This is a genomic window from Streptomyces sp. NPDC006372 (genome assembly GCF_040612515.1).
In the GTDB taxonomy this organism is placed as follows: Bacteria; Actinomycetota; Actinomycetes; order Streptomycetales; family Streptomycetaceae; genus Streptomyces.
Genome location: NZ_JBEXQJ010000025.1, coordinates 16,554 through 38,378 on the forward strand (window position 1 = coordinate 16,554; position 21,825 = coordinate 38,378).

Sequence of the window (21,825 nt, forward strand, 5' to 3'; positions counted from 1 at the left end):
ACTGGGCGCTACCCTCACTCGCGTGAAGCACTCCAACACCCAACAGACGCGACGCGGCCGGGGCCCCGCCCGCCGGATCGGCCGCACCCTCGCTTTCGTCCTGCCCGTCGTCCTGGTGCTCTCCGGGACCCTCGCGGTCACCCGAGTCAACTGGTCGGGAAGCCCCTCCGACCCGGTGCTCACCGCAGCGGACACCGCCACGTCCGCCGGCACCCCGCGGGCCGTCAAGCGCGCCCCGCAGGAGGTCCTGCGCGACAGGCTGCTGACCGAGCTCCAGCGGGAGGACCCGGGCACCGCCCTCACCCACCTCCAGCAGGCCGTCAACGACCGCCCGTCGCTGGCGAAGCACTGCGCGTCCATCGCCCGCGCCCTCGGCCAGGCCGCCGTCCGGGTCTACGGCCCGACCCGCGCCCAGTCCTACGCCCGCCCGGTCTGCGACACCGCGTTCGCCACGGGGGTCGCGGCGGCGCACAGCTGAGCGCGCACCCGGAGCTGAGGGCGGGCCCGGAGCCGGGCGCACGTCCGGAGCCGGGCGCAGGCCCACAGCCCAGCGCACACCCACAGCCGAGCGCACGCCCACAGCCGTATGCCCGGGCGGGACGCCACGTACAGTTCGGTCTCATGAGCGATCCGAGCGCCGCGTCCCGCCCCGTGCAAGCCGTGGTACTGGCCGGTGGCCAGGGCTCCCGGCTGCGCCCGTACACCGACGACCGGCCCAAGCCGATGGTCGAGATCCCCGGGACGGGGACTCCGATCATCGGCCATCAGCTTTCCTGGCTCGCCGAGGAAGGCGTGACCGACGTGGTGGTCTCCTGCGGCCACCTCGCCGAGGTGCTCCAGAAGTGGCTGGAGACGGCCGATCTGCCCGTCTCCGTCACCACCGTCGTGGAGTCCGAGCCCCTCGGCCGTGGCGGCGGCCTCAAGTACGCCGCCACGCATCTGCCCCACCCGGACCAGCCCTGGTACGCCACCAACGGTGACATCTGGACGCGGTTCTCACTGCGGGACATGGCGGACTTCCACACCGAGCGCGACGCGGTCGCGACGGTGGCGCTGGCGCGGCCGCGGCTGCCGTGGGGGGCGGTTCAGACCGACGGTTTTGGACACATCACCGACTTCATCGAGGCTCCGCTGTCGACGTTCGAGATCAACGCGGGTGTCTACGTCTTCTCCCCCGAGTTCGCGGGGCTGTTGCCGGATCGTGGGGACCATGAGCGCACGACGTTCCCGCGCCTGGCCCGGGAGCACCGTCTGGCCGGGTTCACCATCCCGCAGGGGTCGTACTGGCGGGCCATCGACACGGCGAAGGATCTGACCGAGGCGGCGAAGGAACTGGCGGCCTTGGGGCGCTGAGAGCTCGGTTGTCCCGGTGCGTCGGCGGCTGCGGGTTCGTTGTGGTTTCTCGCGCAGTTCCCCGCGCCCCTGAAGTCCGCTGCTCCCCTCTACGCCAGAAGGGCCCCGCACCTCAGGAGTGCGGGGCCCTTCTGGCGTACTGCCGTCGGGTCAGCCCAGGAGGCCGCCCACCAGGCCCGGTTGGCCGGAGGACGAGGAGTCGTCGCCGGTGCCGCCGGTCGAGCCGGAGCCGCCCGTGGTCGAGCCGCCGGAGGTGGGGCCGGACGTGGTGCTCGGGGCCTGGCCGGCCGGGGAGGACTGGCGGGGCGGGGCCTGGCCGGCGCTGCCCTGGGTCTGGCTGGGCCGGCCGCCGGTGACGGTGCCGGACTCCGGGGTGGCGCCCGGCTGGGACGTGGTGCCCGCGCTGGGTCCGGCCGTGCCGGCCGTGGCGCCCTGGGTGGGCGTGGAGGAGGCGGACGGGGTCCGCTTGTGCTGCCGCTTGCCGGGCTCGTCCGGGAGCGGCGAGCCGGGCAGTTCGTTGCGCGGGGCCTCGCCGGGCCCGGGGACGACGACCCGGTCGGCATCGCGGACGGCGCCGCCGAGCAGCGAGCCGATGAGCAGCGTGAGGCCGGCGGCGACGGCGGTGACGAGGGCGCCCCGGCGCAGCACGTAGCCGCGCAGGTGCCAGAGGTCGGCGCGGGGGCCGAGGTGGCGCCAGGCGCTGCCGGCGAGGCGGCCGTCGACGGAGTAGACGGGGGCGCCGGCGATGATCAGCGGGGACCAGGCGGCGAGGTAGAAGATGTCAGGGGTCTCGTAGACGGGGACGCTCTTCCAGCTGACGGTGACCAGCAGGGCCGCCGAGAGCAGGGCGCCCAGGGAGGCGGCGACGCGCTGCCAGCAGCCGAGGACCGTCAGGACGCCGACGACGACCTGTGCGAAGGCGATCACGAGCCCGGCGCCGATGGGGTGCGCGAAGGCGAACTGGCGCAGGGGCTCGGCGACTTCCCAGGGGTGCAGGGTGTTGAGCCACTTCACCATGGTGCCGCGCTCGCCGCCGTCGAAGTAGACGGGATCGCACAGCTTGCCCATGCCGGCGTAGATGGAGATGAAGCCGAGGAAGACGCGCAGCGGGAGCAGGACGACGCCGAGGTTCATCCGGCGGCCCGGGTAGTAGGCGTGCCGGGCCGGGTCGTCGCCGTGACGTTTGACGCGCCGCTCGGTCCCGCCCAGTTCGTCGGTGAGGTCCTCGAACTCCGCCTCCCCGTAGGCGGGTTCGTCGTAGGCGCTGCCGACGGTGCGCATGGGCGGCAACAGCCGGGTGCCGTCGGCCTGTTCGCGGGTGCGCTGGTGGCCGACGACGGGGGTCTCGACGGTCCGGGTGAGGTCGTCCTCGTAGCCGTCGCCCCGGTAGCCGGTGCCGCCGTAGCCGCCGTCGTCGTATCCGGCGCCGTGGCCCGTGCCCTGGCCGGTGCCCACGCGGGAGATGACCTGGGTGGCTCCGGCGTCGGCGGCGGCCTCGTCGGGGTGGCGGACGCTCTCGTGCCGCACGGCCTGGAGGAGCCGGTGGGCGCCGGTGTCGTCGGGCGCGGATCTGCCGCTCCAGACGACGGGACGGCGGCGGGCGGGGCCACCGTCCGCCGCGCCCCCGGCGGTGGCGACGGGGATGCGGGCGGTGTCCTCGGCGGCGGTCATGTGCCGTGCGACCCGGGGGGACTGCACGCGACGTGTCGAGCCGCCCAACTGCACGCGGAAACTCGCGTGGTTGACGATGACCTGCGCCGGGTCGCTCGGCACCTTCACCATGCTCAGCGCGGGAGCGTCGTCGAGTCCCGACGAGCGGTCCCCCGTGGGTGTGCGGGGTGTTCTGGTGTCCACACTCATCTAACCGAGTGACGTCGGGATAGGACACTGCTTTGACCCGCCGGATCTGTCCGGACCCCGTCAAGCTTGCCCTTGTCGCCCCGATGACACCGGAATTACCCCGTACGGGTGAAGTTCCGGACGCTTGTTCAGCGGCGTCGGCGAGCCGCCTCGTACAGCACGATCCCGGCCGCCACACCGGCGTTGAGCGACTCGGCGCCGCCCGGCATCGGGATCCGCACCCGGAAGTCGCAGGTCTCCCCGACCAGCCGGGACAGTCCCTTGCCCTCACTGCCGACGACGATGGCGACGGGGCCGTCCAGCGCCTCGAGGTCACCGAGCTCCGACTCGCCGTCGGCGGCCAGGCCGACGACCGCGATGCCGGCCTTCTTGTACGCCTCCAGGGCCCGGGTCAGGTTGGTGGCGCGGGCGACGGGGGTGCGGGCCGCCGTACCGGCGGACGTCTTCCAGGCACCGGCCGTCATGCCGGCCGCGCGGCGCTCGGGGACGACGACGCCGTGACCGCCGAAGGCGGAGACGGAGCGGACGACCGCGCCGAGGTTGCGCGGGTCGGTGACGCCGTCCAGGGCGACGATCAGCGGGTCCTCACCGTCGTCGTGGGCGGCGGCCACCAGGTCCTCGGGGTGGGCGTACTCGTACGGCGGGACCTGCAGGACCAGGCCCTGGTGGTTGAGGCCGTTGGTCATCCGGTCCAGCTCGGGACGCGGGGCCTCCATGAGGTTGATGCCACCGCGCTCGGCGGCGACCTGGAGGGCCTCGCGCACCCGCTCGTCGTTGTCGATGAACTGCTGGACGTAGAGGGTCGAGGCCGGGACGCCCTCGCGCAGCGCCTCCAGGACCGGGTTGCGTCCGACGACCAGCTCGGACGTGCCCTTGCCGCCGCGGCCGCGCACGGTGGGCCGGCGGACGGCCTGCTTCGCCTTGGCGCCCGCGACGCGGTTCTTCTTGTGTCCCTTGCGCATCTCGGCGGGCGGGGTGGGGCCCTTGCCCTCGAGGCCCTTGCGCCGCTGGCCGCCACTGCCGACCTGCGCGCCCTTCTTGCCGGACATGCGGCGGTTGTTGGCTGCCATGACCTACCTGTCTCTGCTGTCGCCGTGAGGCGGTGAAGTGCGTACGTCTATGAAGTGTGCCGCCCGGAGGCCCGGGCGGCACAATCGATCAGCTGTGGTTCTCGTCCCAGCGCCGGTCTCAGCTTGCTTCCAGCTCTGGTCTCAGCGTGGGCCGAGGCTCCACCGCGGGCCCTGCGGGCTGTCCTCGATGACCAGGCCGGACTGGCTCAGCTGGTCGCGGATGGCGTCCGCGGTGGGCCAGTCCTTGCGGGCCCGGGCGGCCTCGCGCTGGTCGAGAACCATGCGGACCAGAGAGTCGACCACGCCGTGCAGGTCGTCGCCGCGGTCGGTCTCCCCGGCCCAGTGCTCGTCGAGCGGGTCGAGGCCGAGGACGCCGAGCATGGCGCGGACCTCGGCGAGCCGGGCCACCGCGGCTTCCTTGTCGTCGGCGGCCAGCGCGCTGTTGCCCTGCCGGACCGTGGTGTGCACGACGGCGAGCGCCTGCGGCACGCCCAGGTCGTCGTCCATGGCCTCGGCGAAGGCGAGCGGCACCTCGGGGGCGGGCTCGACGGCGCCGGCCTTCTCGACCACGCGCTGCACGAAGCCCTCGATCCGCGCGAACGCCGACTCGGCCTCGCGCAGCGCCTCCTCGCTGTACTCGATCATCGAGCGGTAGTGCGGGGTGCCCAGGTAGTAGCGCAGCACGATGGGCCGCCAGCGCTTGACCATCTCGCTGACCAGGACCGAGTTGCCGAGCGACTTGGACATCTTCTCGCCGCTCATGGTGACCCAGGCGTTGTGCACCCAGTACCGGGCGAAGTCGTCGCCGTAGGCTTTGGCCTGGGCGATCTCGTTCTCGTGGTGCGGGAAGACCAGGTCGAGGCCGCCGCCGTGGATGTCGAAGGCGGTGCCCAGGTACTTGTGCGCCATCGCCGAGCACTCCAGGTGCCAGCCGGGGCGGCCGCGGCCCCAGGGCGTCTCCCAGCTGGGCTCCCCCGGCTTCGCCGCCTTCCACATGGCGAAGTCACGGGAGTCCCGCTTGCCGGTCTCGCCCTCGCCCGACGGCTGGAGCAGGTTGTCCAGCTCCTGGTTGGACAGCTCCAGGTACTCCGGGAAGGAGCGCACGTCGAAGTAGACGTTGCCGTCGGCCTCGTAGGCGTGCCCGCGCTCGATGAGACCGCGCATCATCTCGACCATCTCGGTCACGTGCCCGGTGGCACGCGGCTCGTAGGTCGGCGGCAGGCAGCCGAGGGCGTGGTAGCCGTTGTTGAACGCGCGCTCGTTCTCGTAGCCGATGGCCCACCAGGGGCGGTTCTGGTCGGCGGACTTGGCGATGATCTTGTCGTCGATGTCCGTGACGTTCCGCACGAACGTGACGTCGTAGCCGCGGTACGTGAACCAGCGGCGCAGGATGTCGAAGTTCAGTCCGGAGCGGATGTGCCCGATGTGCGGGGCGGCCTGCACGGTGGCGCCACACAGGTAGATCGAGACACAGCCCGGGGTGAGCGGGGTGAAGTCACGGATCTGCCGGGCGCTGGTGTCGTACAGGCGAATAGTCACGGGACCAGGGTAGTAGGCCGTGGGGGGTGCGTGGGGCAGTCCCTTGTTTGTCGGGTGCGCGGTCGGTGGGGCTTGTCGCGCCCACGCGGCGGAGCCGCATGTCACATACAGCCCCGCGCCCCTGGAGGGTCGGCCCGGTCACCGCGTCTTGACGACCAGAGCCGTTGCCACCGCCATCAGGCCCTCATCTCGCCCTGGGAAGCCCAGACCGTCCGTCGTAGCCCCCGATACGGCCACCGGTGCTCCCGCCGCGTCCGACAAAAGCTTCTGCGCCTCGTCCCGGCGTTTCCCGATCTTCGGCCTCGGGCCCACCACCTGTACGGCGATGTTGCCGATCCGGAAGCCGGCCTCCCGGACGATCCTGGCGGCCTCCGTGAGGAGCGTGACCCCCGACGCCCCCGACCACTCGGGCCGCCCCGTGCCGAAGTGCTGCCCGAGGTCGCCGAGGCCCGCCGCGGAGAACAGGGCGTTGCAGGCCGCGTGGGCGACGACGTCCGCGTCGGAGTGGCCTGCCAGGCCCGGGCCCTCGCCCTCCCACTTGAGGCCGGCGCACCAGAGCTCGCGGCCCTCCTCGAAGGCGTGGATGTCGGTGCCGATGCCGACCTGGGGCAGCGGGGGTTCGTGCATGGACGCGTCAGAAGCCATCGTTGAGCCTCCTGCGGGCCAGGACCGCCTCGGCGAGGACCAGGTCCAGGGGGCGGGTGACCTTGAAGGCCTCTTCGTGGCCGGGCACCGCAACGACCGTGAGGCCGAGCTGTTCGACCATGCCGGCGTCGTCGGTGACGTCGCCGGTGACCGTCTCGTGCGCCCGGACCAGCGTCTCCCGGTCGAAGCCCTGCGGTGTCTGCACCGCCCGCAGCAGCGCACGCTCCGGCGTCGCGACGACCGGCTCCGGCTCGCCGGGCGTCCCTGCGGGCTCGACCTGCTTGACCGTGTCGGCGAGCGGCAGCGCCGGGACGACGGCGGGGGCGCCCTCGCGTACGGCCTCGATCACGGCGTCGACGGTGTCCACCGGGACCAGCGGCCGGGCCGCGTCGTGCACCAGCACGATGTCGTGGCCGGGGGGCAGCGCGTCCAGGCCGAGCTTCACCGACGCCTGGCGGGTCTGCCCGCCCGGGACGACGAGGAAGTCGGTGCGCTCGGGCAGCGCGTGCGCGTCCAGCAGCGACTTGACCTCGGCGGCGCCGTCGGGCGGGGCCACGACGACGACCAGGGAGACGGCACGGGAGGCGGCCATCGCGCGGACCGCGTGGATGAGCATGGGGGTGCCGCCCAGCGCGCGGAGCGCCTTGGGGGCGCCCGGGCCGAGCCGTACACCACGGCCGGCGGCCGGAATCACGGCCGCGGTACGGGCGGTTGCGGGGCCGTCAGGCGGTGAGGGACGCGAATCGTCAGACATCGGTTCCTGTCAGGTTTGTGTGCTGGCCTGGCGTGGGTATGGCCTGGAGGAGTGCCGGGCGCGACGCGCTCGACCGGACCCTTCCGTGACGCTGGTCGAGCCGGCTGCCCGGGCCCGGCACGCCAAACACCGGATCGAGAGTCCTAACACATCCGGCGGTGTCGGCGCATTCGGCGACCGAGTACGAACATGCCGCAGCGCCCGGCGACAGAAGAATCGTCATCGGGCACCGCGGCATTTCGATGTGCAGCGTTGGTCTGCGTTGAACTGCTCTACGTTGAACTGCTCTGCCTTGAACTGCACAGCGCTGCGAGCAGAGTGCTGAGCGACGGGCTCCGCCTCAGGAGGCGAGAACCTCGTCGAGCAGGGCCTCGGCCTTGTCCTCGTTGGTGTTCTCCGCGAGGGCGAGCTCGCTCACCAGAATCTGGCGCGCCTTGGCGAGCATGCGCTTCTCACCGGCGGAGAGTCCGCGCTCACGCTCACGACGCCACAGGTCACGCACCACTTCCGCGACCTTGATGACATCACCGGAGGCGAGCTTCTCCAGGTTTGCCTTGTACCGACGGGACCAGTTCGTGGGCTCCTCGGCGTATGGTGCGCGCAGCACCTCGAAGACCCGGTCCAGCCCGTCCTGACCGACCACATCACGCACGCCGACGAACTCCGCATTGTCCGCTGGCACACGCACCGTCAGGTCACCCTGGGCGACCTTCAGCACCAAGTAGGTCTTGTCCACGCCTTTGATCTGGCGAGTTTCGATAGCCTCGATCAGCGCGGCCCCGTGATGGGGATAGACCACGGTGTCGCCAACCTTGAACGTCATGTGACAGGTACCCCTTCCGTGGCTATCCAGGGTAACACGGAAACTGCGGGTTCTGAATGGCGTTTTCGCAGGTCAGGGCATATCTCGGGGCTTGACAAGTCCGACAGGAACGTGCTTCGGACAGGGAGTGGAAGAAGGTATTCGCAGGTCGGAGGGGCTCTCCGGGGCGAGCGAAACGCGTACGTTACACACATCCGGGGCCACCTCCAGAGGGCTGAACATCCCCATATGTCCGGTTGCGTGTGATCGACTTCCGCTACTCCGTTCGGCGGGCCGCCCCGGCTTCCGGCCGAATCCCGAATTGATCACACGGCGGCCGGAGGAGTCCTCGGTGATCGATTTCCGGTGGCCCCCGCATTCCTTCACGGAAAATTTCCGCTGCCGTCCGAGGCTCTTATGTGAATGCCCGACGAGTGCATCGTCAATGTGACTCGGGAGTCTCCCGTGTCCCAGGAGCCGGTGGTGACTCGTGTGGGATCGGAGGGGCCCGGGGGGTCGGGTGCGGCCGCGCGGGAACGGCTCGGTAACCTGAGGCCCGCTGACAGACACATAGGGCGGCCTTTTCGGCCGCTCCGCTCGAGTCAAGGAGTTGCCGCCGCCGTGAGCAGCAGCCTTCGACGCGGCGTCCTCGCCGCGGCCGCCATCGCGTTCTCGATCGCCTCGCTCGCCGCGTGCGGTGCCGGCAACGACGCGCAGACGCTGGAGATCAAGCCGGACAACGCGGCGACCAGCGTCGGCGACATCAAGGTCCAGAACGCGATCGTGATCACGCAGCCCGACCTCGAGTCGACCGGCCCGGCCGCGATCTCCGCCACCTTCTTCAACTCCGGCAGCACCGCCCAGACGCTGGAGTCCATCACCATCCCCGGCACCGGCAAGAAGGCCGAACTCAAGCCCGCCAAGGGCGGCAGCCTGAGCGTCCCGGCCCACGGCTCGCTGATCCTGGGCGGCAAGGACAACGCCACGGCCATGCTGCCGAGCAGCCGCGAGGCCGTCCAGGACGGCAACGCGCAGAAGGTCACCTTCACCTTCAGCAAGACCGGTGACGTGAGCCTGCGCGCCTTCGTCGTCCCCGCCGAGCACTACTTCAAGGAGTGGGGCCCTAGCGAGATCCCGGCCGCGCCGGGCGCGTCGAACGCCCCGTCCGGCTCCCCGGCCGAGAGCGCTTCGGGCTCGCCGGCCGACAAGGAGAGCCCCGCCGCCGGCGAGACCCCGGGCGGCCACGAGTCGCCGACCACGCCGACCGACGCGGCGTCCGCGAGCGCCTCGAACGAGGCCGGCGCCGGGCACTGACCCGCCGGAACGGACGTAACAGGGCGGGACCCCTCCAAGGAGGAGTCCCGCCCTTCCGTCGTCGCCCCGCGGGCCGGTCTACGGCTCGAACTTGTAGCCGAGACCGCGGACCGTCACCAGGTAGCGCGGGGCGCCCGGGTCCGGCTCGATCTTGGCGCGCAGGCGCTTGACGTGGACGTCCAGCGTCTTGGTGTCACCGACGTAGTCGGCACCCCAGACGCGGTCGATGAGCTGCATCCGGGTCAGCACCCGGCCGGCGTTGCGCAGCAGCATCTCCAGCAGGTCGAACTCCTTCAGCGGCAGGTCGATCTTGGTGCCGCCGACGGTCACCACGTGCCGGTCGACGTCCATCCGGACCGGACCGGCCTCCAGCGCCGCCGGAGTCACCTCCTCCGGCTCGCCGCGGCGGCGCAGCACGGCCCGGATACGGGCCACCAGCTCGCGGGAGGAGAACGGCTTGGTCACGTAGTCGTCGGCCCCTATCTCCAGGCCGACGACCTTGTCGATCTCACTGTCCTTGGCCGTCACCATGATGACCGGGACGTTGGAGCGGCCGCGCAGCTGGCGGCACACCTCGGTACCCGGCAGCCCGGGCAGCATCAGGTCGAGAAGGACGAGGTCGGCGCCGTTGCGCTCGAACTCGTCGAGTCCGTCGGGCCCGGTGGTCGCGACGGCGACCTCGAAGCCCTCCTTGCGGAGCATGTACGACAGGGCGTCGGAGAAGGACTCCTCGTCCTCGACGACGAGCACTCGGGTCACGGAAGGACCTCCGGGGAGGGAAGCGTTTCGTACGCGGTTGATTCGGGGGATGTGGGGGTGGACCGCCCGGCCTCTTCGTCGAGGCCCGCGCCTGACGCGCGTTCTTCCCGGGCGGACTGCTGATGTGCGCGGTCGCGGGCCGCACCGGCCTCCGGCAGCCGCAGGGTGAAGGTGGAGCCCTGGTTCTCGGCGCTCCACACCGTGACCTCCCCGCCGTGCGAGGCGGCCACGTGCTTCACGATCGCCAGCCCCAGTCCCGTACCGCCGGTGGCACGGGAGCGGGCCGGGTCGACGCGGTAGAAGCGCTCGAAGATGCGCTCCTTGTCCTTGTCGGAGATACCGATGCCCTGGTCGGTGACGGCGATCTCGATGTGCTCCCCGCCGGGGGCGTTCACCCTGCGGGCCGCTATGCCGACGCGGGTGCGGGCGGGCGAGTAGTTGACCGCGTTCTCGACGAGGTTGCCGAGGGCGGCGGCGAGCTGGCCGCGGTTTCCCCACACGCGCAGGTCAGCGGTTCCCCCCGCAGCCATGGTGATCTGTTTGGTGCCGGCCTGGTGCCGGCAGCGGTCGATGGCCTCGGCGACGAGTTCGTCGACCCGGACGGGCTCGGCGTCCTCCAGCGGGTCGTCGTTCTGCACCCGCGACAGGTCGATGAGCTCCTGCACCAGGCTGGTCAGCCGGGTGGCCTCGATCTGCATGCGCCCCGCGAACCGCTGCACGGCCTCGGGGTCGTCGGAGGCGTCCATGACGGCCTCGGAGAGCAGCGAGAGGGCACCGACGGGCGTCTTCAGCTCATGGCTCACGTTCGCGACGAAGTCGCGCCGGACCGCCTCGATACGGCGGGCCTCGGTCAGGTCCTCCACGAGCAGCAGCACCAGCCGGGAGCCGAGCGGCGCGACCCGCGCGGAGACGGCCAGCGCGTCCCCGCGCCCGGTGCCGCGCCTCGGCAGGTCCAGCTCGACCTGTCGTATCTCGCCGTCCCGCCGGGTGTCCCGGGCCATCTGCAGCATCGGCTCGACGGCCAGCTTGCCGCCGCGGACCAGGCCCAGGGCGTACGCCGCCGAGCTGGCCTTGACCACGGCGTCCGCCTCGTCGAGGACGACGGCGGACGACCTGAGGACCGACAGGACGGTGTCCACACCCGGTGGAAGCACGGCGTCCGTGTGCAGGGAGGTACGTGTGGGGCGCTTCTGCTCGCGCTCACTCCAGCGGAACGCCAGCATGGCGATGACACCGGTGAGCACCCCGGCGATCGCAGCCGCTGCGGCGACCGCCGCGTTCACGTCCATGCACCCAGGTTAGGCATGGCCCGGGCACGGACCACAGCCGTCTGAGTGCGAGCTCGAACACTCGTCGCCCAGAGTTCACCTTGGAGCCAGTACCGGTTCATTTGGGGTGACGGAAACGGACGCGTAAGGGCCGGATCGTGGGAGCGTGGGGTGCGGACCGTTGTTCGTACGACGGTCGTACCGCCGGTTGTCCGGTGGGCCCGGCCCCCGGACCCCCGATGTAGACGCACGAGAGGGAAGCCTGATGCGGGACGCGTACCACGAGGAACTGGACTCGATCAGCGACAGTCTGGTGGAAATGGCCCGGCTGGTCGGGTCGGCGATCGGGCGCGCCACGACCGCCATCCTCGACTCCGACCTGAAGCTGGCCGAGAACGTCATCGAGGCCGACCAGAGGGTCGACGAGCTCCAGCACGACCTGGAGGCCCGGGCCATAACCCTGCTCGCCCGGCAGCAGCCGGTGGCGACGGACCTGCGGATCGTCGTCACGTCGCTGCGCATGTCGGCCGACCTGGAGCGCTCCGGCGACCTCGCCCAGCACGTGGCGAAGCTCGCGCGTCTGCGCTACCCGGAGCGCGCGGTCCCGAGCGACCTGCACGCCACGATCCTGGAGATGGGCCAGCTCGCGCAGCGCCTGATGGCGAAGGCCGCGGAGGTGATCATCACCAAGGACGTCGACCTGGCGCTCCAGCTGGAGCAGGACGACGACGAGATGGACCTGCTGCACCGCACGCTCTTCCAGCACCTGATGGACGACCGCTGGAAGCACGGCATCGAGACGGCCGTGGACGTCACGCTGCTGGGCCGTTACTACGAGCGCTTCGCCGACCACGCGGTCTCGGTCGCCAAGCGGGTGGTGTACCTGGTGACGGGCGAGCACGCGGACGAGATCCAGACGGACGTGCAGCCGGAGATCCAGGCGGTGACGGGGGCGGAGAGCGCCTGACCCGGTCGGGTGGGGTCCGGCTTCGGCGGGCTCGGCGGCTTCGGCAGGCACCGACGGCCTCGATGGCCTCGGCGGCTTCGGCTGAGGCGCGTGGGCGCCTCCGTGCGCCGTTGATGCGCCCAGCACTACGGGCGTCCAATGGGCCCAGGCACCAGCCTCGAGGAGGGACCCATGGCCGAATCCCCCAGCACCACGCCCGACCCCACCCAGCAGCGCGAGACCGAGCAGCCCGCCGAGATCAGGAACCTGCCCCTGATCGCCGCCTGCGGCTGCGGCTCCGGCTGCGGCTGCGGGTGCCAGTCGGGCGGCCCCTGCCAGTGCGGCTGACGCCGGCACCTCGTTCGTAGGACCCCGCAGGGCTCCGTCGGGCTCGTCCCGCCGGAGCCCTGCGGCGTTTCCGGCCACCTCGGGGCCATGCCCTCGCTCGCTTTCGGGCCCGTACAGGCGGAGCATGGACCGGGAGGGTACGTACGCGTACGGGAAGGAGCGCGGGGCCATGGCGAAGTACATGGATGTCCACCACAGCATGAAGGGCATCACGGAAGAGCAGCTGCGCGAGGCCCACAACGCGGACCTCGCCATAGAGAAGGACGAGCAGGTCCACTTCGAGATGGCCTGGGCGGACCCGGAGTCCGGCCGCGTCTACTGCCTCTCGGAGGCCCCTTCGGCGGAGGCGGTCCAGCGCATCCACGAGCGGGCGGGGCACAAGGCGGACGAGATTCATCCGGTGCCGTTGACTGTGCAGTGAGCGCAGGCACCGCTCGGGGGCGGGGGCGGGAGCGCGTGATGATCGGCCGGGTGGTCGCTGTTTGGCCCTCGGCAGCCGGACCATGATGCGGGTATGTCTGCGAACCACTCCTCCGCGACGAGCCGGCCCCTCGCGGCACCGGCCGCCGTACGCCTCCCCCACTACACGAAGGCCGAGCAGGCCGAGATCCTCGGCGACGGCGAAGATCCCTTCGGCGTCGCCGGGACCGGCCTGACCTTCCTGCCCAAGGAGGAGCACTTCGGCATCAGGCACGGCGACCGGCTCGTGGCGCACGCAGGCCTGCTACGGCTGCCTCTCGCGATCGGCGACGTGGAGACAGAGGTCATGGGCGTCGGTGGCGTGGCCGTCGCCCCCGACGTACGAGGCCAGGGACTGGCCCGGCTCGTGCTCACAGCGGCCCTCGGCCACGCGCGCACGATGGGGCCTGGGCACGCCCTCCTGTTCTGCCGGCCTCCGCTCGTGCCGCTCTACCGGCGCCTGGGATGGCATCCGCTCGACACGGACGTATGGGTCGAACAACCCGGATCCCGGCTGGTGTCCATGCCCCTGCGGACGATGGTGACGCCCCTGCGCGACGACGCGGTCTGGCCTTCCGGGCCGGTGCGGTTGTTCTCGCTGCCGATGTGACCGATGCTCGCTCGCCCCCCGACTCACCCGGCACCCACCCCCGGCTACGGCCGCGCCTCCCCTACCGCAGGCCCGCCCACCGCCGCCCCCTTCTCCTCCTGCTTCTCCTCGCGCTTCTCCTCGCGCTTCTCCTCGCGCTTCTCCTCGCGCTTCTCCTCGTGCGGCCGCTCGTGCAGCCGCCGCATCAGCACCCCGTATCCCAGCCCGGCCACCGTCCCCACCACCGCGCACAGCCCCCACAGCCACTCGGCCCCGAACCGGTCGATGACGAAGCCGGACAGGAGCGGGGCGACGAGACCGGCGACGGACCACGACATGGCGTACATGCCCTGGTAGCGCCCACGGCCGTGCAGCGGGGAGAGCTGGACGACCAGCCCCGTCTGCGTCGGCGCGTTGACGATCTCCGCCAGGGTCCACACGCACACCGTGAGGGCGATGACGCCGACCGACCCGGCGAAGGCGGTGAGTCCGAAGCCGTACCCGGCGAGCAGCGAGGAGATGACGAGCAGTCGCCGCGGATCCCGGTGCTCGATGAACCGCGTGACCGGGATCTGCAGGATCACGATCAGGGCGCCGTTGACGGCGATCGCCATGCCGTACTCGGCCGGTGTGAACCCGGCGTCGCCCATCGCCACCGGCAGCCCCACCGACCCCTGCTGGAAGATCAGCGCGACGAGGAAGGACAGACCGACGACGCTCATGAAGCGCCCGTCCCGCAGTACGGTGCCGAGGCCGACGGAGTCGTCCCGGGCGGCCGTCTGCGCCGCCTCGGCGGGCCTGGACTCCGGCAGCTTCAGGAAGACGACGATCGCGCAGACCATCGTCATCGCCGCCTCGATCAGGAACCCGGCGAGGTAGCTGGACTCGGCGATGAACCCGGCCGCCATGGAGGAGATCGCGAAGCCGAGGTTGAGGGCCCAGTAGTTGAGGGAGAAAGCCCGGATACGGTCCTCCGGCCGCACGATGTCCGCCATCATCGCCTGCACGGCCGGCCGGGACGCGTTGCTCGCCGCGCCCACCAGGAAGGCCACACCCGCGATCGCGACCGGGTCGCGCACGAACCCGAGGAGCGCGACGGACACGGCGGTCGACGCCTGGGCGATCAGCAGCGTCGGCCGCCGGCCCAGCCGGTCGGTCATCACCCCGCCGCCGAGCGAGGAGACGACACCGCCGAGGCCGTGCAGCGCGGCGACCAGACCGGCGTACGTGGCGGAGTAGCCGCGGTCGAGCGTCAGGTACAGCGCCATGAAGGTGGCGACGAAGGCGCCGAGCCGGTTGACGAGGGTGCTGGTCCACAGCCACCAGAACGCGCGGGGCAGTCCGGAGACCGTCTCCCGGACGGCTTGTCCGGCGCGCAGGGCGTACGCGTACGGCATGGACGGCATGGACTCCCCCAGAGCGGCACAGGACGTGGATGGACGCGGGATGTAAGCGCCACACCCGGCGATCACAAGTTACGAGCCGCCGATTGACAGAGGCCACTCAATTAGCAGAGCCCGTCAAACGTCCGTCGGACGTCCGCCTGCCGGGCAGCCACACGAACGGGCGAATGCGTGGATTACGCTCTGGGGCATGGCCGACGCACCGTACAAGCTGATCCTCCTCCGCCACGGCGAGAGCGAGTGGAACGCGAAGAACCTGTTCACCGGCTGGGTGGACGTGAACCTCAACGAGAAGGGCGAGAAGGAGGCAGTCCGCGGTGGCGAGCTCCTGAAGGACGCCGATCTTCTCCCCGACGTGGTCCACACGTCCCTCCAGAAGCGCGCGATCCGCACGGCCCAGCTGGCCCTCGAGGCCGCGGACCGCCACTGGATCCCGGTCCACCGCTCCTGGCGGCTGAACGAGCGCCACTACGGCGCACTCCAGGGCAAGGACAAGGCCCAGACGCTCGCCGAGTTCGGCGAGGAGCAGTTCATGCTGTGGCGCCGGTCCTACGACACTCCCCCGCCGCCGCTGGACGTCGACGCCGAGTACTCCCAGTTCTCCGACCCGCGCTACGCGACCCTCCCGCCGGAGCTGCGCCCGCAGACGGAGTGCCTGAAGGACGTCGTCGTCCGCATGCTCCCGTACTGGTTCGACGGCATCGTCCCGGACCTGCTGACGGGCAAGACGGTCCTGGTCGCGGCCCACGGCAACTCGCTGCGCGCCCTGGTCAAGCACCTCGACGGCATCTCCGACGCGGACATCGCGGGCCTCAACATCCCGACGGGCATCCCGCTGTCCTACGAACTGGACGCCGACTTCAAGCCGCTGAACCCGGGGGGCACGTACCTCGACCCGGAGGCGGCCAAGGCGGCCATCGAGGCGGTCAAGAACCAAGGCCAAAAGAAGTAGGCCCTACTGAAGAAGCCCCCTACCTGCGGGTTGTCCGCTGGTAGGGGGCTTGTTGTTGGGCTTGGGCCGTCTCTGGGCCGTCAGGTGCGACGGCGCGAGCGATGAACTCGGATGTCGAGGGCGATCAGCAGCGCCACGGGGACGGCGATCTCGGCGGGTGCGTTGGCCCAGAGGGCGAGCGCACCGCCGGCCGTGCCGATGAGCGCGATCGGCAAGTCGCGGGGACAGATGTCGACGGTGACACCTGTGCGTGGGACCATGGGGCCTCCATCTGTGGTCGGTTCCTGGCTAGGGGTCCCGATTTCGGAAATGGAAATGAATGCCGCCCCTGACCGGGCGGCATTCGCATGTGGTGAGACTTTCGCATAGCTGCACTGCATAGACAAATCTGCAGCTAGGAGAGGGCTTCTACTGACACAGTAGAAATGTAGGATGCCTCCACACGCCAGGAGCAAAGCCACCCCTCCCCGGTAAAGGGTAACCCCACGTCAGGCAGGGTGCAGGGCCCGTTCCACGTCAATGCCCACTCTGTATGCATACTCTGCACACATAAACCTTCTACCTTCCATGGAAGGCAGCTTTCTTTCCCGGAAGAAAGTAAGCCGAAGGCTCACTTCCTAGGCGTCAGCGGAATCGATTGCGCGCCCTATACCGGCTGACTTTCGTATGCATGCTCGATGGGCCGGAAGCGGCACGTCCCGCAGCTTGCCGCCCTTCGGCGGCGCGAACACGGCCTTACTGCGCCTCAGCTTTAGTTGCTGGACCACGTGGAGCGTGTCCGACTCGAAGTCGATCGCGTCGACCGCCACGCCCAGCATCTCGCCCGCGGCAATGGTCTGATGCTGTCCCGCGACGGCACCGCGAGGAAGCCCAGTGCCATGCCACCCTCCTCTCGCTGCCGCACGCCATGACGGGCCAGCGGCGGCCCCGACCAGCTGATTCAAGGTTTTCCCAAGGTTCCTTGCAACACGGACCGCGCATCGTGGTTGCACGCCACAGCCCGTGGCCGGCCGTTCCGACGGTCGACACCGCCAAGGAAGCGAAGGAGTCCGAAGAGTGCGCAGATTTCAGAAGATCGCTGCTACGGCGATGGGAGCCAGCCTGGCAGCAACTGCCCTTGTGGCGGTCACGGCAACGCCCGCCCTGGCCGCCGACACCTGGTGCTCCGCAGCCCGGGACTACAAGACGGTGGCCCCGAACGAGGCGTCGCGGTCTGTCGACGGACGGACCATCGCTGTCCGCTACTACAACAACCACGTCTTCGGCGTGATCTACGGGGGCAGGCAGGGCGACCGCGTGTCCATGGGGTGGAAGTACAAGGGCAATGACACGTCGTACTGGTGCGGCCAGTACGGCGGCAGTTGGCCCACCTGGTCGACCGTCCCCAGCGGCAAGAACTCGGCCTTCACCGCTGCCGTTCCGCTGAGCAGCGTCAAGTCGGTCTTCGCCCGGGGACGCCTGCTGAACAACGTCACCCCCTACGACACCGGCACGCTCTACCCGTGACGCTGAGGTAGGACTCCACCGCACGCTTGGGGGCTCTTATGACACCGCGCACGAAGCCGCTGTTCCCAGTTGTGTGCCTGTTAATGGCACTGACGACCGCCTGCGGACCGAACAGCGCATCCCAGGACGCCGGAGAGCATCGCAGGCGCGGTCCAGCAGTGTCACAGACGCCGCATCCACGGTCGGCATCGGATTTCACTGTTCCACTGCAGTCCTATGAGCTGACCTCACGTCAGTACGCACAGGTGCAGCGTGCGCGTATGGCGGCCGTTCAGCAGTGCATGCACCGATTCGGTATCTCTCTCGACACGCCGGATATCCGCGAGGTCCGATGGCCGCATATCCCTGCGCTCTTGGGCTGGCTCGGCGACCGGAAGCCGTCTCGGTACGGATACCGGGGCCCGGCCGGGTACCTGGCAGACCAGTACGCGGCCGCCGCTCGGGGAGGAACCAAGGCCCTCTTCGTGCCCGACAAGTACGGCGGTGTCTACGACGGGTCGGCCGACGTGTTCGACGGTCGGCCCGTGCCGCCGGGCGGTTGCCACGGCGAGGTGATGCGCCGACTCGACAGGTCTGGCGAGGCACTCCGCAGAGCACTGAAGGATGAGGCGATCGTCCCTTGGAAGCTGCTGTCCGGGATCGAGAACTCTGTGGCTCGGACAGTGGCGTCTGATCACCGGTATCAGCAGGTGGAACAGCGCTGGCGCGATTGCATGAACCGCTCTGGGCGCCCCTACGCTTCACCAGCCGACGCCGAAGGCGATCCGCGGTGGGCAAGGTCGGTGTCGATCACGGACGAAGAGCCCGAGCAACCCGTCACCCGAGCAGAGATCGAAGCTGCCGTCGCAGACGAGAAGTGCCGCGACGAGGTGAACCTGCCCGGGATATCCCTGGCCCTGCATGCCGCCCGTCAGAAGGAAGCGATCAAGGCTCACGCCACGGAACTCGAGCGAGTGAAGAAGCTTCTCCGCATCCAGTTCAAGAACAGTTCCGACATTGCCCGTGCCAATCCTTGACGGATGTAGCTCTCTCTTTTCAGCGTGCCGACTGTCAGCGCCGGCCCGGCGGTCGCGACTGTGCTGCAACTTGTACGTCGGGGAGAAGCGGCGAACGGGTCGGTCTCGGTGCCGGGTCCTCGGACTCGGCTATCGGGCCGTTCGTGCTGGATGGTCACCAGCGCCGATGCCGGCGACCGCACCGCCGTCGTGGCTCACTCTTGTCGACGGCACGGACAGTGTGCTGAGGCCGGTGGGGGTACACGAGGCGTACGCGCGCGTGATCGTCAGCGGCCTCGCCATCGTGACTAGCCGTCGCTGGCTGAGGCGCAAAGCGCGATGTCAGCCCGCCTGGCCCGGCTCGGTCGAGCTACCCTGCCCACAACGGACGGATGCTGCGGACTGCAATGCGCTGGCCGACGCGGGGAGACATCGCGACTGACTCTCATGGGCCAGGTTCAAGACCCCATGGCCGGACTTCGGCCCGACTGGCTACGGGGGCGAGCAGGGCCCGACGTTGGCCCTCCGCAGGTCGGCGGCGTGGTTTCACAGAAGACCCAGGTTTCCCGAGCTAAGGGTTTTTCGACGCTTCCGGCACGGTCGGCTAGCTCCGCCCGAGCATCTGTTTGCCAGGGGACCGGTCGAGGCAAGTGACATACGCCGTGAGGCGCTCATTGGTAGCTTCCTGGACATGGCAACTGATCCCGGCATCGAGCTGAGACGACTGCTCTCTCAGATGAGCGGCTTCTCTATAGGCGACAGGGACTACGTGTCCTACTTCGTCAACAACAGCGGAGAGCGAATGATCTACGTACAGAAGTGGGGCGAGGAAGCCGCCGTACTGCTGCACTCGGATCTGGATTGGGAGCCGCAGGCGGTCGAGGGCCCGCCAATTACTATGGCCGACACCGCGACAGCGACGCAGAAGAAGGCCCTGAGTAACGTCGGTATCGGTGGGGCTCTGCTGGCCACACCCGTGTGCGGGGGAGTCATCCTCAATCGTGCGGAGGCACAGTGGTTGAGCGCTTGTTACTCAGCGACTGAACCTCTGCGAGAAGCGCGTTAGCTCGTCGGGCCGTCTATGGGCCGTCCGAAGGCGCTCGACAGTGGCCAATGAGGACCAACGACCACCGCCAGGAGCACGATCCCACCGCCCCTGAACAGCAAAAACCCAGCTTCCAAAGTTCCTCGACAACACCCGAGGCAAGACGAGGTAACGCGGCGCCACTGGGCCCCGGCCTGCGGTTCTTCGCAGGCGGGGGCCTTTGGCCAAGGCCGGCGTCCACTCCGGCGTCTCCCCGTTCGGGGACGCCCACCAGACGGTACCGCCGCGTGGCCCGTGAAGATCAGCCGCCTCGTCGCGCAGGGAGAAAGACCAGCTCAGGATGGGATCGCTTCCGGGTGGCGTCGTCCGGCTCGTTTCGCCGTGGTGATCACGGCGGAAACGAGGGCGGTCATGCCCAGGCTCCCCACCATGACCAGCAGGACGCCGACCATGAACAGGCCGCTGGCGTCGTCCGACCAGTCGTAGAAGGCGGCGCCGGTCAGGCCCGCCGTGGTGCCGAGCACAGCGCCTGCGATGGAGCACCGGGACGCCGCCCAGCACACCGGCACGAGCAGGGTCAGCACCAGGCCGATCACCTGCCACGCCTCGTACGGGCCGGTCGTCGAGCCATCAGGCTGCACGTCACGATGCTGGTCCCAGCCCAGCCAGGCAGCCCACATCGCTGCCGATACCCCGGCCAGCACGAGGATCGACAACAGCTGGGGAACGGGTTTCAGTAGTCCTTGGCGCATGTCCCAAGCGTTTCGGCTCGCCCCGCCCTCGAACAGAGCGCAAGTACTCAGCTCTGTCCGAGTACATGAGCGTGAGGGAGCCCACCGAGCCCTCGTCAGCCCCGGCCGAGGACGCAGAACTCGTTGCCCTCCGGGTCGGCCAGGACGACCCAGGAGACGTCCCCCTGGCCCACATCGGCCCGTGTCGCACCGAGAGTTTCGAGCCGGGCGACCTCCTTCGCCTGGTCCTCGACGGGGTCGGACATGACGTCGAGATGGACGCGGCTCCATACGACCTCGTCCTCCGGCGTGCGGCGGAACTCGAGGTAGGGCCCGACGCCCTTGACGGAGCGCAGCAGGGCGCGGTCGTCGGTCAGTTCATGGACGGTCCAGTCGATCGCCTCGCCCCAGAACCGGACCATGGCCCCTGGGTCGGCGCAGTCGACGACCACGGCGGCTATGGGCCCGGTGTCCCGGTAGAGCTCTCGGGGCTCCAGGACGCTGAACACGTTGCCTTCCGGGTCGGCCAGCGTCGTCCACGGCACGTCGCCCTGGCCCACGTCGACGGGCGTCGCCCCGAGGTCCTTCAGGCGTGCGACCAACTCCGCCTGATGGGCGACGGAGGTGGTGGCGAGCTCGAGGTGCACGCGGTACTTCACCGTCTCCGGGTCCGGGACGCGGACGAAGTCGGCGCAGACGGCGGACGGGTCCGGCCAGTCGAAGCCCACAGGTTCCAGGTTGGTGACTCCAGGGCCTTCACTGGAGACACCCCAGCCGAGCGCCTCTGCCCAGAACCGGCCGAGCGCCGAGTCGTCCCGGGCCTTGAAGTTCACCTGAACAAGTTGCAGGGTCATGCTGCGTCCCCCAAGTGTTGTCCGATCTACGGAACGCCCCTCAGCGCGCCACTCGGTAGCGAAGGTAGACGACTCCCTGGCCGAAGGTGCGGGTCTCGACGAGTTCGAGATCGACCCTGCGCTCGCGCCGGTCAAAGAACGGAATGCCGCCGCCGACCAGCACCGGGTAGACCATGACCCGGTACTCGTCGATCAGACCCGACGCGGCCGCCTCGGCGGCGAGCGTCGCGCCGCCGATCGCGATCTCGCCCTCCCCCGGCTCGGCCCGCAACCGCTCGATCTCCTCCGCCAGCCCGCCGGAGACCAGTCGGGCATTGCCCTGCACCTCCGACAGCGTGGTGGAGAACACCACCTTCGGGAGCGGCTTCCAGAGCGCGGTCCACTCGCGTTCATCGTCGCCGAGCGAGGGATCCTGGTCGGCGGTCTCCCAGTACAGCATCGTCTCGTACAGCCGCCGTCCCATCAGGTGGACGCCGACCTGTCGAATATCGTAGATCCAGAAGCGGAAGACCTCCTCATCGGGCTCCGTCCAGTTGAAGCCGCCGTCCGGCCCGACGATGTAGCCGTCGAGTGACATGCTCATCGAATAAGTGACGCTGCGCATCGGAGGTCCTCCTCGGTGACGGGTCGACC

Annotated in this window: 24 protein-coding genes and 1 pseudogene; 11 read left to right on the top strand and 14 right to left on the bottom strand. The window is 69.8% G+C overall.

Annotated elements, in window-relative coordinates; all coding sequences use genetic code 11:
- Window positions 1-22 precede the first annotated feature (22 nt).
- Both ABZ016_RS29500 and ABZ016_RS29505 read left to right on the top strand, forming a co-directional pair.
- Complete coding sequence (locus tag ABZ016_RS29500; RefSeq protein WP_356919733.1) at window positions 23-478, top strand: hypothetical protein; 456 nt, start codon at window positions 23-25, stop codon at window positions 476-478.
- 143 nt (window positions 479-621) lie between these two features.
- Window positions 622-1,353, top strand: coding sequence for a nucleotidyltransferase family protein (locus ABZ016_RS29505; RefSeq protein ID WP_356919734.1), 732 nt, complete (start codon window positions 622-624; stop codon window positions 1,351-1,353).
- Between the two features lie 150 nt (window positions 1,354-1,503).
- On the opposite strand, the gene ABZ016_RS29510 is transcribed toward ABZ016_RS29505, so the two are convergent.
- The 6 genes from ABZ016_RS29510 to ABZ016_RS29535 form a co-directional block, all read right to left on the bottom strand.
- Window positions 1,504-3,213, bottom strand: a complete 1,710-nt coding sequence (locus ABZ016_RS29510; RefSeq protein ID WP_356919735.1) for a DoxX family membrane protein — start codon at window positions 3,211-3,213, stop codon at window positions 1,504-1,506.
- Window positions 3,214-3,341: 128 nt separating this feature from the next.
- Window positions 3,342-4,283, bottom strand: coding sequence for a 23S rRNA (guanosine(2251)-2'-O)-methyltransferase RlmB (rlmB, locus tag ABZ016_RS29515; RefSeq protein WP_356919736.1), 942 nt, complete (start codon window positions 4,281-4,283; stop codon window positions 3,342-3,344).
- A 141-nt stretch (window positions 4,284-4,424) separates the two neighbouring features.
- The gene (gene cysS, locus ABZ016_RS29520; protein ID WP_356919737.1) at window positions 4,425-5,822 is read right to left on the bottom strand and encodes a cysteine--tRNA ligase; all 1,398 of its coding nucleotides are present in this window, start codon (window positions 5,820-5,822) and stop codon (window positions 4,425-4,427) included.
- A gap of 138 nt (window positions 5,823-5,960) precedes the next feature.
- Window positions 5,961-6,467, bottom strand: coding sequence for a 2-C-methyl-D-erythritol 2,4-cyclodiphosphate synthase (gene ispF / locus ABZ016_RS29525; protein WP_356919738.1), 507 nt, complete (start codon window positions 6,465-6,467; stop codon window positions 5,961-5,963).
- Complete coding sequence (ispD, locus tag ABZ016_RS29530; RefSeq protein ID WP_356919739.1) at window positions 6,457-7,221, bottom strand: 2-C-methyl-D-erythritol 4-phosphate cytidylyltransferase; 765 nt, start codon at window positions 7,219-7,221, stop codon at window positions 6,457-6,459. The genes ispF and ispD overlap by 11 nt, the downstream gene beginning before the upstream one ends.
- Before the next feature lie 340 nt (window positions 7,222-7,561).
- The gene (locus tag ABZ016_RS29535; RefSeq protein ID WP_003953493.1) at window positions 7,562-8,044 is read right to left on the bottom strand and encodes a CarD family transcriptional regulator; all 483 of its coding nucleotides are present in this window, start codon (window positions 8,042-8,044) and stop codon (window positions 7,562-7,564) included.
- A 600-nt stretch (window positions 8,045-8,644) separates the two neighbouring features.
- Between ABZ016_RS29535 and ABZ016_RS29540 the strand changes: the two genes are divergently transcribed.
- A complete protein-coding gene (locus ABZ016_RS29540; RefSeq protein WP_356919740.1) occupies window positions 8,645-9,337 on the top strand; it encodes a DUF461 domain-containing protein in 693 nt (230 codons plus the stop codon).
- Between the two features lie 78 nt (window positions 9,338-9,415).
- Here the strand turns inward: ABZ016_RS29540 and ABZ016_RS29545 are convergent, their stop codons facing one another.
- A complete protein-coding gene (locus ABZ016_RS29545; RefSeq protein ID WP_030243122.1) occupies window positions 9,416-10,096 on the bottom strand; it encodes a response regulator transcription factor in 681 nt (226 codons plus the stop codon).
- A complete protein-coding gene (locus ABZ016_RS29550) occupies window positions 10,093-11,385 on the bottom strand; it encodes an ATP-binding protein (RefSeq protein WP_356919741.1) in 1,293 nt (430 codons plus the stop codon). The genes ABZ016_RS29545 and ABZ016_RS29550 overlap by 4 nt, the downstream gene beginning before the upstream one ends.
- Window positions 11,386-11,629: 244 nt before the next feature.
- Between ABZ016_RS29550 and phoU the strand changes: the two genes are divergently transcribed.
- From phoU to ABZ016_RS29570, 4 genes are all read left to right on the top strand, one after another.
- Complete coding sequence (gene phoU, locus ABZ016_RS29555; protein WP_356919742.1) at window positions 11,630-12,331, top strand: phosphate signaling complex protein PhoU; 702 nt, start codon at window positions 11,630-11,632, stop codon at window positions 12,329-12,331.
- Window positions 12,332-12,502: 171 nt separating this feature from the next.
- On the top strand, window positions 12,503-12,658 hold the full coding sequence (locus ABZ016_RS29560) for a hypothetical protein (protein ID WP_356919743.1): 156 nt from the start codon (window positions 12,503-12,505) through the stop codon (window positions 12,656-12,658).
- Between the two features lie 169 nt (window positions 12,659-12,827).
- Complete coding sequence (locus ABZ016_RS29565) at window positions 12,828-13,079, top strand: SCO4226 family nickel-binding protein (protein ID WP_356919744.1); 252 nt, start codon at window positions 12,828-12,830, stop codon at window positions 13,077-13,079.
- A gap of 93 nt (window positions 13,080-13,172) precedes the next feature.
- Window positions 13,173-13,727: a GNAT family N-acetyltransferase gene (locus ABZ016_RS29570; protein ID WP_356919745.1), complete on the top strand. Its 555-nt coding sequence runs from the start codon at window positions 13,173-13,175 to the stop codon at window positions 13,725-13,727.
- A 44-nt stretch (window positions 13,728-13,771) separates the two neighbouring features.
- Here the strand turns inward: ABZ016_RS29570 and ABZ016_RS29575 are convergent, their stop codons facing one another.
- On the bottom strand, window positions 13,772-15,112 hold the full coding sequence (locus ABZ016_RS29575; RefSeq protein WP_356919746.1) for an MFS transporter: 1,341 nt from the start codon (window positions 15,110-15,112) through the stop codon (window positions 13,772-13,774).
- A 187-nt stretch (window positions 15,113-15,299) separates the two neighbouring features.
- Here ABZ016_RS29575 and ABZ016_RS29580 point away from each other — a divergent pair, with 187 nt between their 5' ends.
- Window positions 15,300-16,061, top strand: a complete 762-nt coding sequence (locus ABZ016_RS29580) for a phosphoglyceromutase (RefSeq protein WP_356919747.1) — start codon at window positions 15,300-15,302, stop codon at window positions 16,059-16,061.
- 80 nt (window positions 16,062-16,141) lie between these two features.
- Here the strand turns inward: ABZ016_RS29580 and ABZ016_RS29585 are convergent, their stop codons facing one another.
- Window positions 16,142-16,321, bottom strand: a complete 180-nt coding sequence (locus ABZ016_RS29585) for a hypothetical protein (RefSeq protein WP_356919748.1) — start codon at window positions 16,319-16,321, stop codon at window positions 16,142-16,144.
- Between the two features lie 423 nt (window positions 16,322-16,744).
- Window positions 16,745-16,885: pseudogene (locus ABZ016_RS29590) on the bottom strand (site-specific integrase); the annotation flags it as partial.
- Window positions 16,886-17,117: 232 nt separating this feature from the next.
- On the opposite strand from ABZ016_RS29590, the gene ABZ016_RS29595 reads away from it, so the two are divergent.
- From ABZ016_RS29595 to ABZ016_RS29605, 3 genes are all read left to right on the top strand, one after another.
- Complete coding sequence (locus tag ABZ016_RS29595) at window positions 17,118-17,567, top strand: hypothetical protein (RefSeq protein WP_356919749.1); 450 nt, start codon at window positions 17,118-17,120, stop codon at window positions 17,565-17,567.
- A gap of 260 nt (window positions 17,568-17,827) precedes the next feature.
- Complete coding sequence (locus tag ABZ016_RS29600; protein WP_356919750.1) at window positions 17,828-18,583, top strand: hypothetical protein; 756 nt, start codon at window positions 17,828-17,830, stop codon at window positions 18,581-18,583.
- Window positions 18,584-19,253: 670 nt separating this feature from the next.
- Window positions 19,254-19,628, top strand: a complete 375-nt coding sequence (locus tag ABZ016_RS29605) for a hypothetical protein (protein ID WP_356919751.1) — start codon at window positions 19,254-19,256, stop codon at window positions 19,626-19,628.
- Window positions 19,629-19,942: 314 nt separating this feature from the next.
- On the opposite strand, the gene ABZ016_RS29610 is transcribed toward ABZ016_RS29605, so the two are convergent.
- The 3 genes from ABZ016_RS29610 to ABZ016_RS29620 all read right to left on the bottom strand — a co-directional run bounded on the left by ABZ016_RS29610 (window position 19,943) and on the right by ABZ016_RS29620 (window position 21,796).
- Window positions 19,943-20,359 (bottom strand): hypothetical protein, encoded by a 417-nt coding sequence (locus ABZ016_RS29610; protein WP_356919752.1) that lies wholly within the window; start codon window positions 20,357-20,359, stop codon window positions 19,943-19,945.
- Window positions 20,360-20,454: 95 nt separating this feature from the next.
- Window positions 20,455-21,192, bottom strand: a complete 738-nt coding sequence (locus ABZ016_RS29615; RefSeq protein WP_356919753.1) for a VOC family protein — start codon at window positions 21,190-21,192, stop codon at window positions 20,455-20,457.
- 40 nt (window positions 21,193-21,232) lie between these two features.
- A complete protein-coding gene (locus ABZ016_RS29620; protein WP_356919754.1) occupies window positions 21,233-21,796 on the bottom strand; it encodes a dihydrofolate reductase family protein in 564 nt (187 codons plus the stop codon).
- Between the last annotated feature and the right edge of the window lie 29 nt (window positions 21,797-21,825).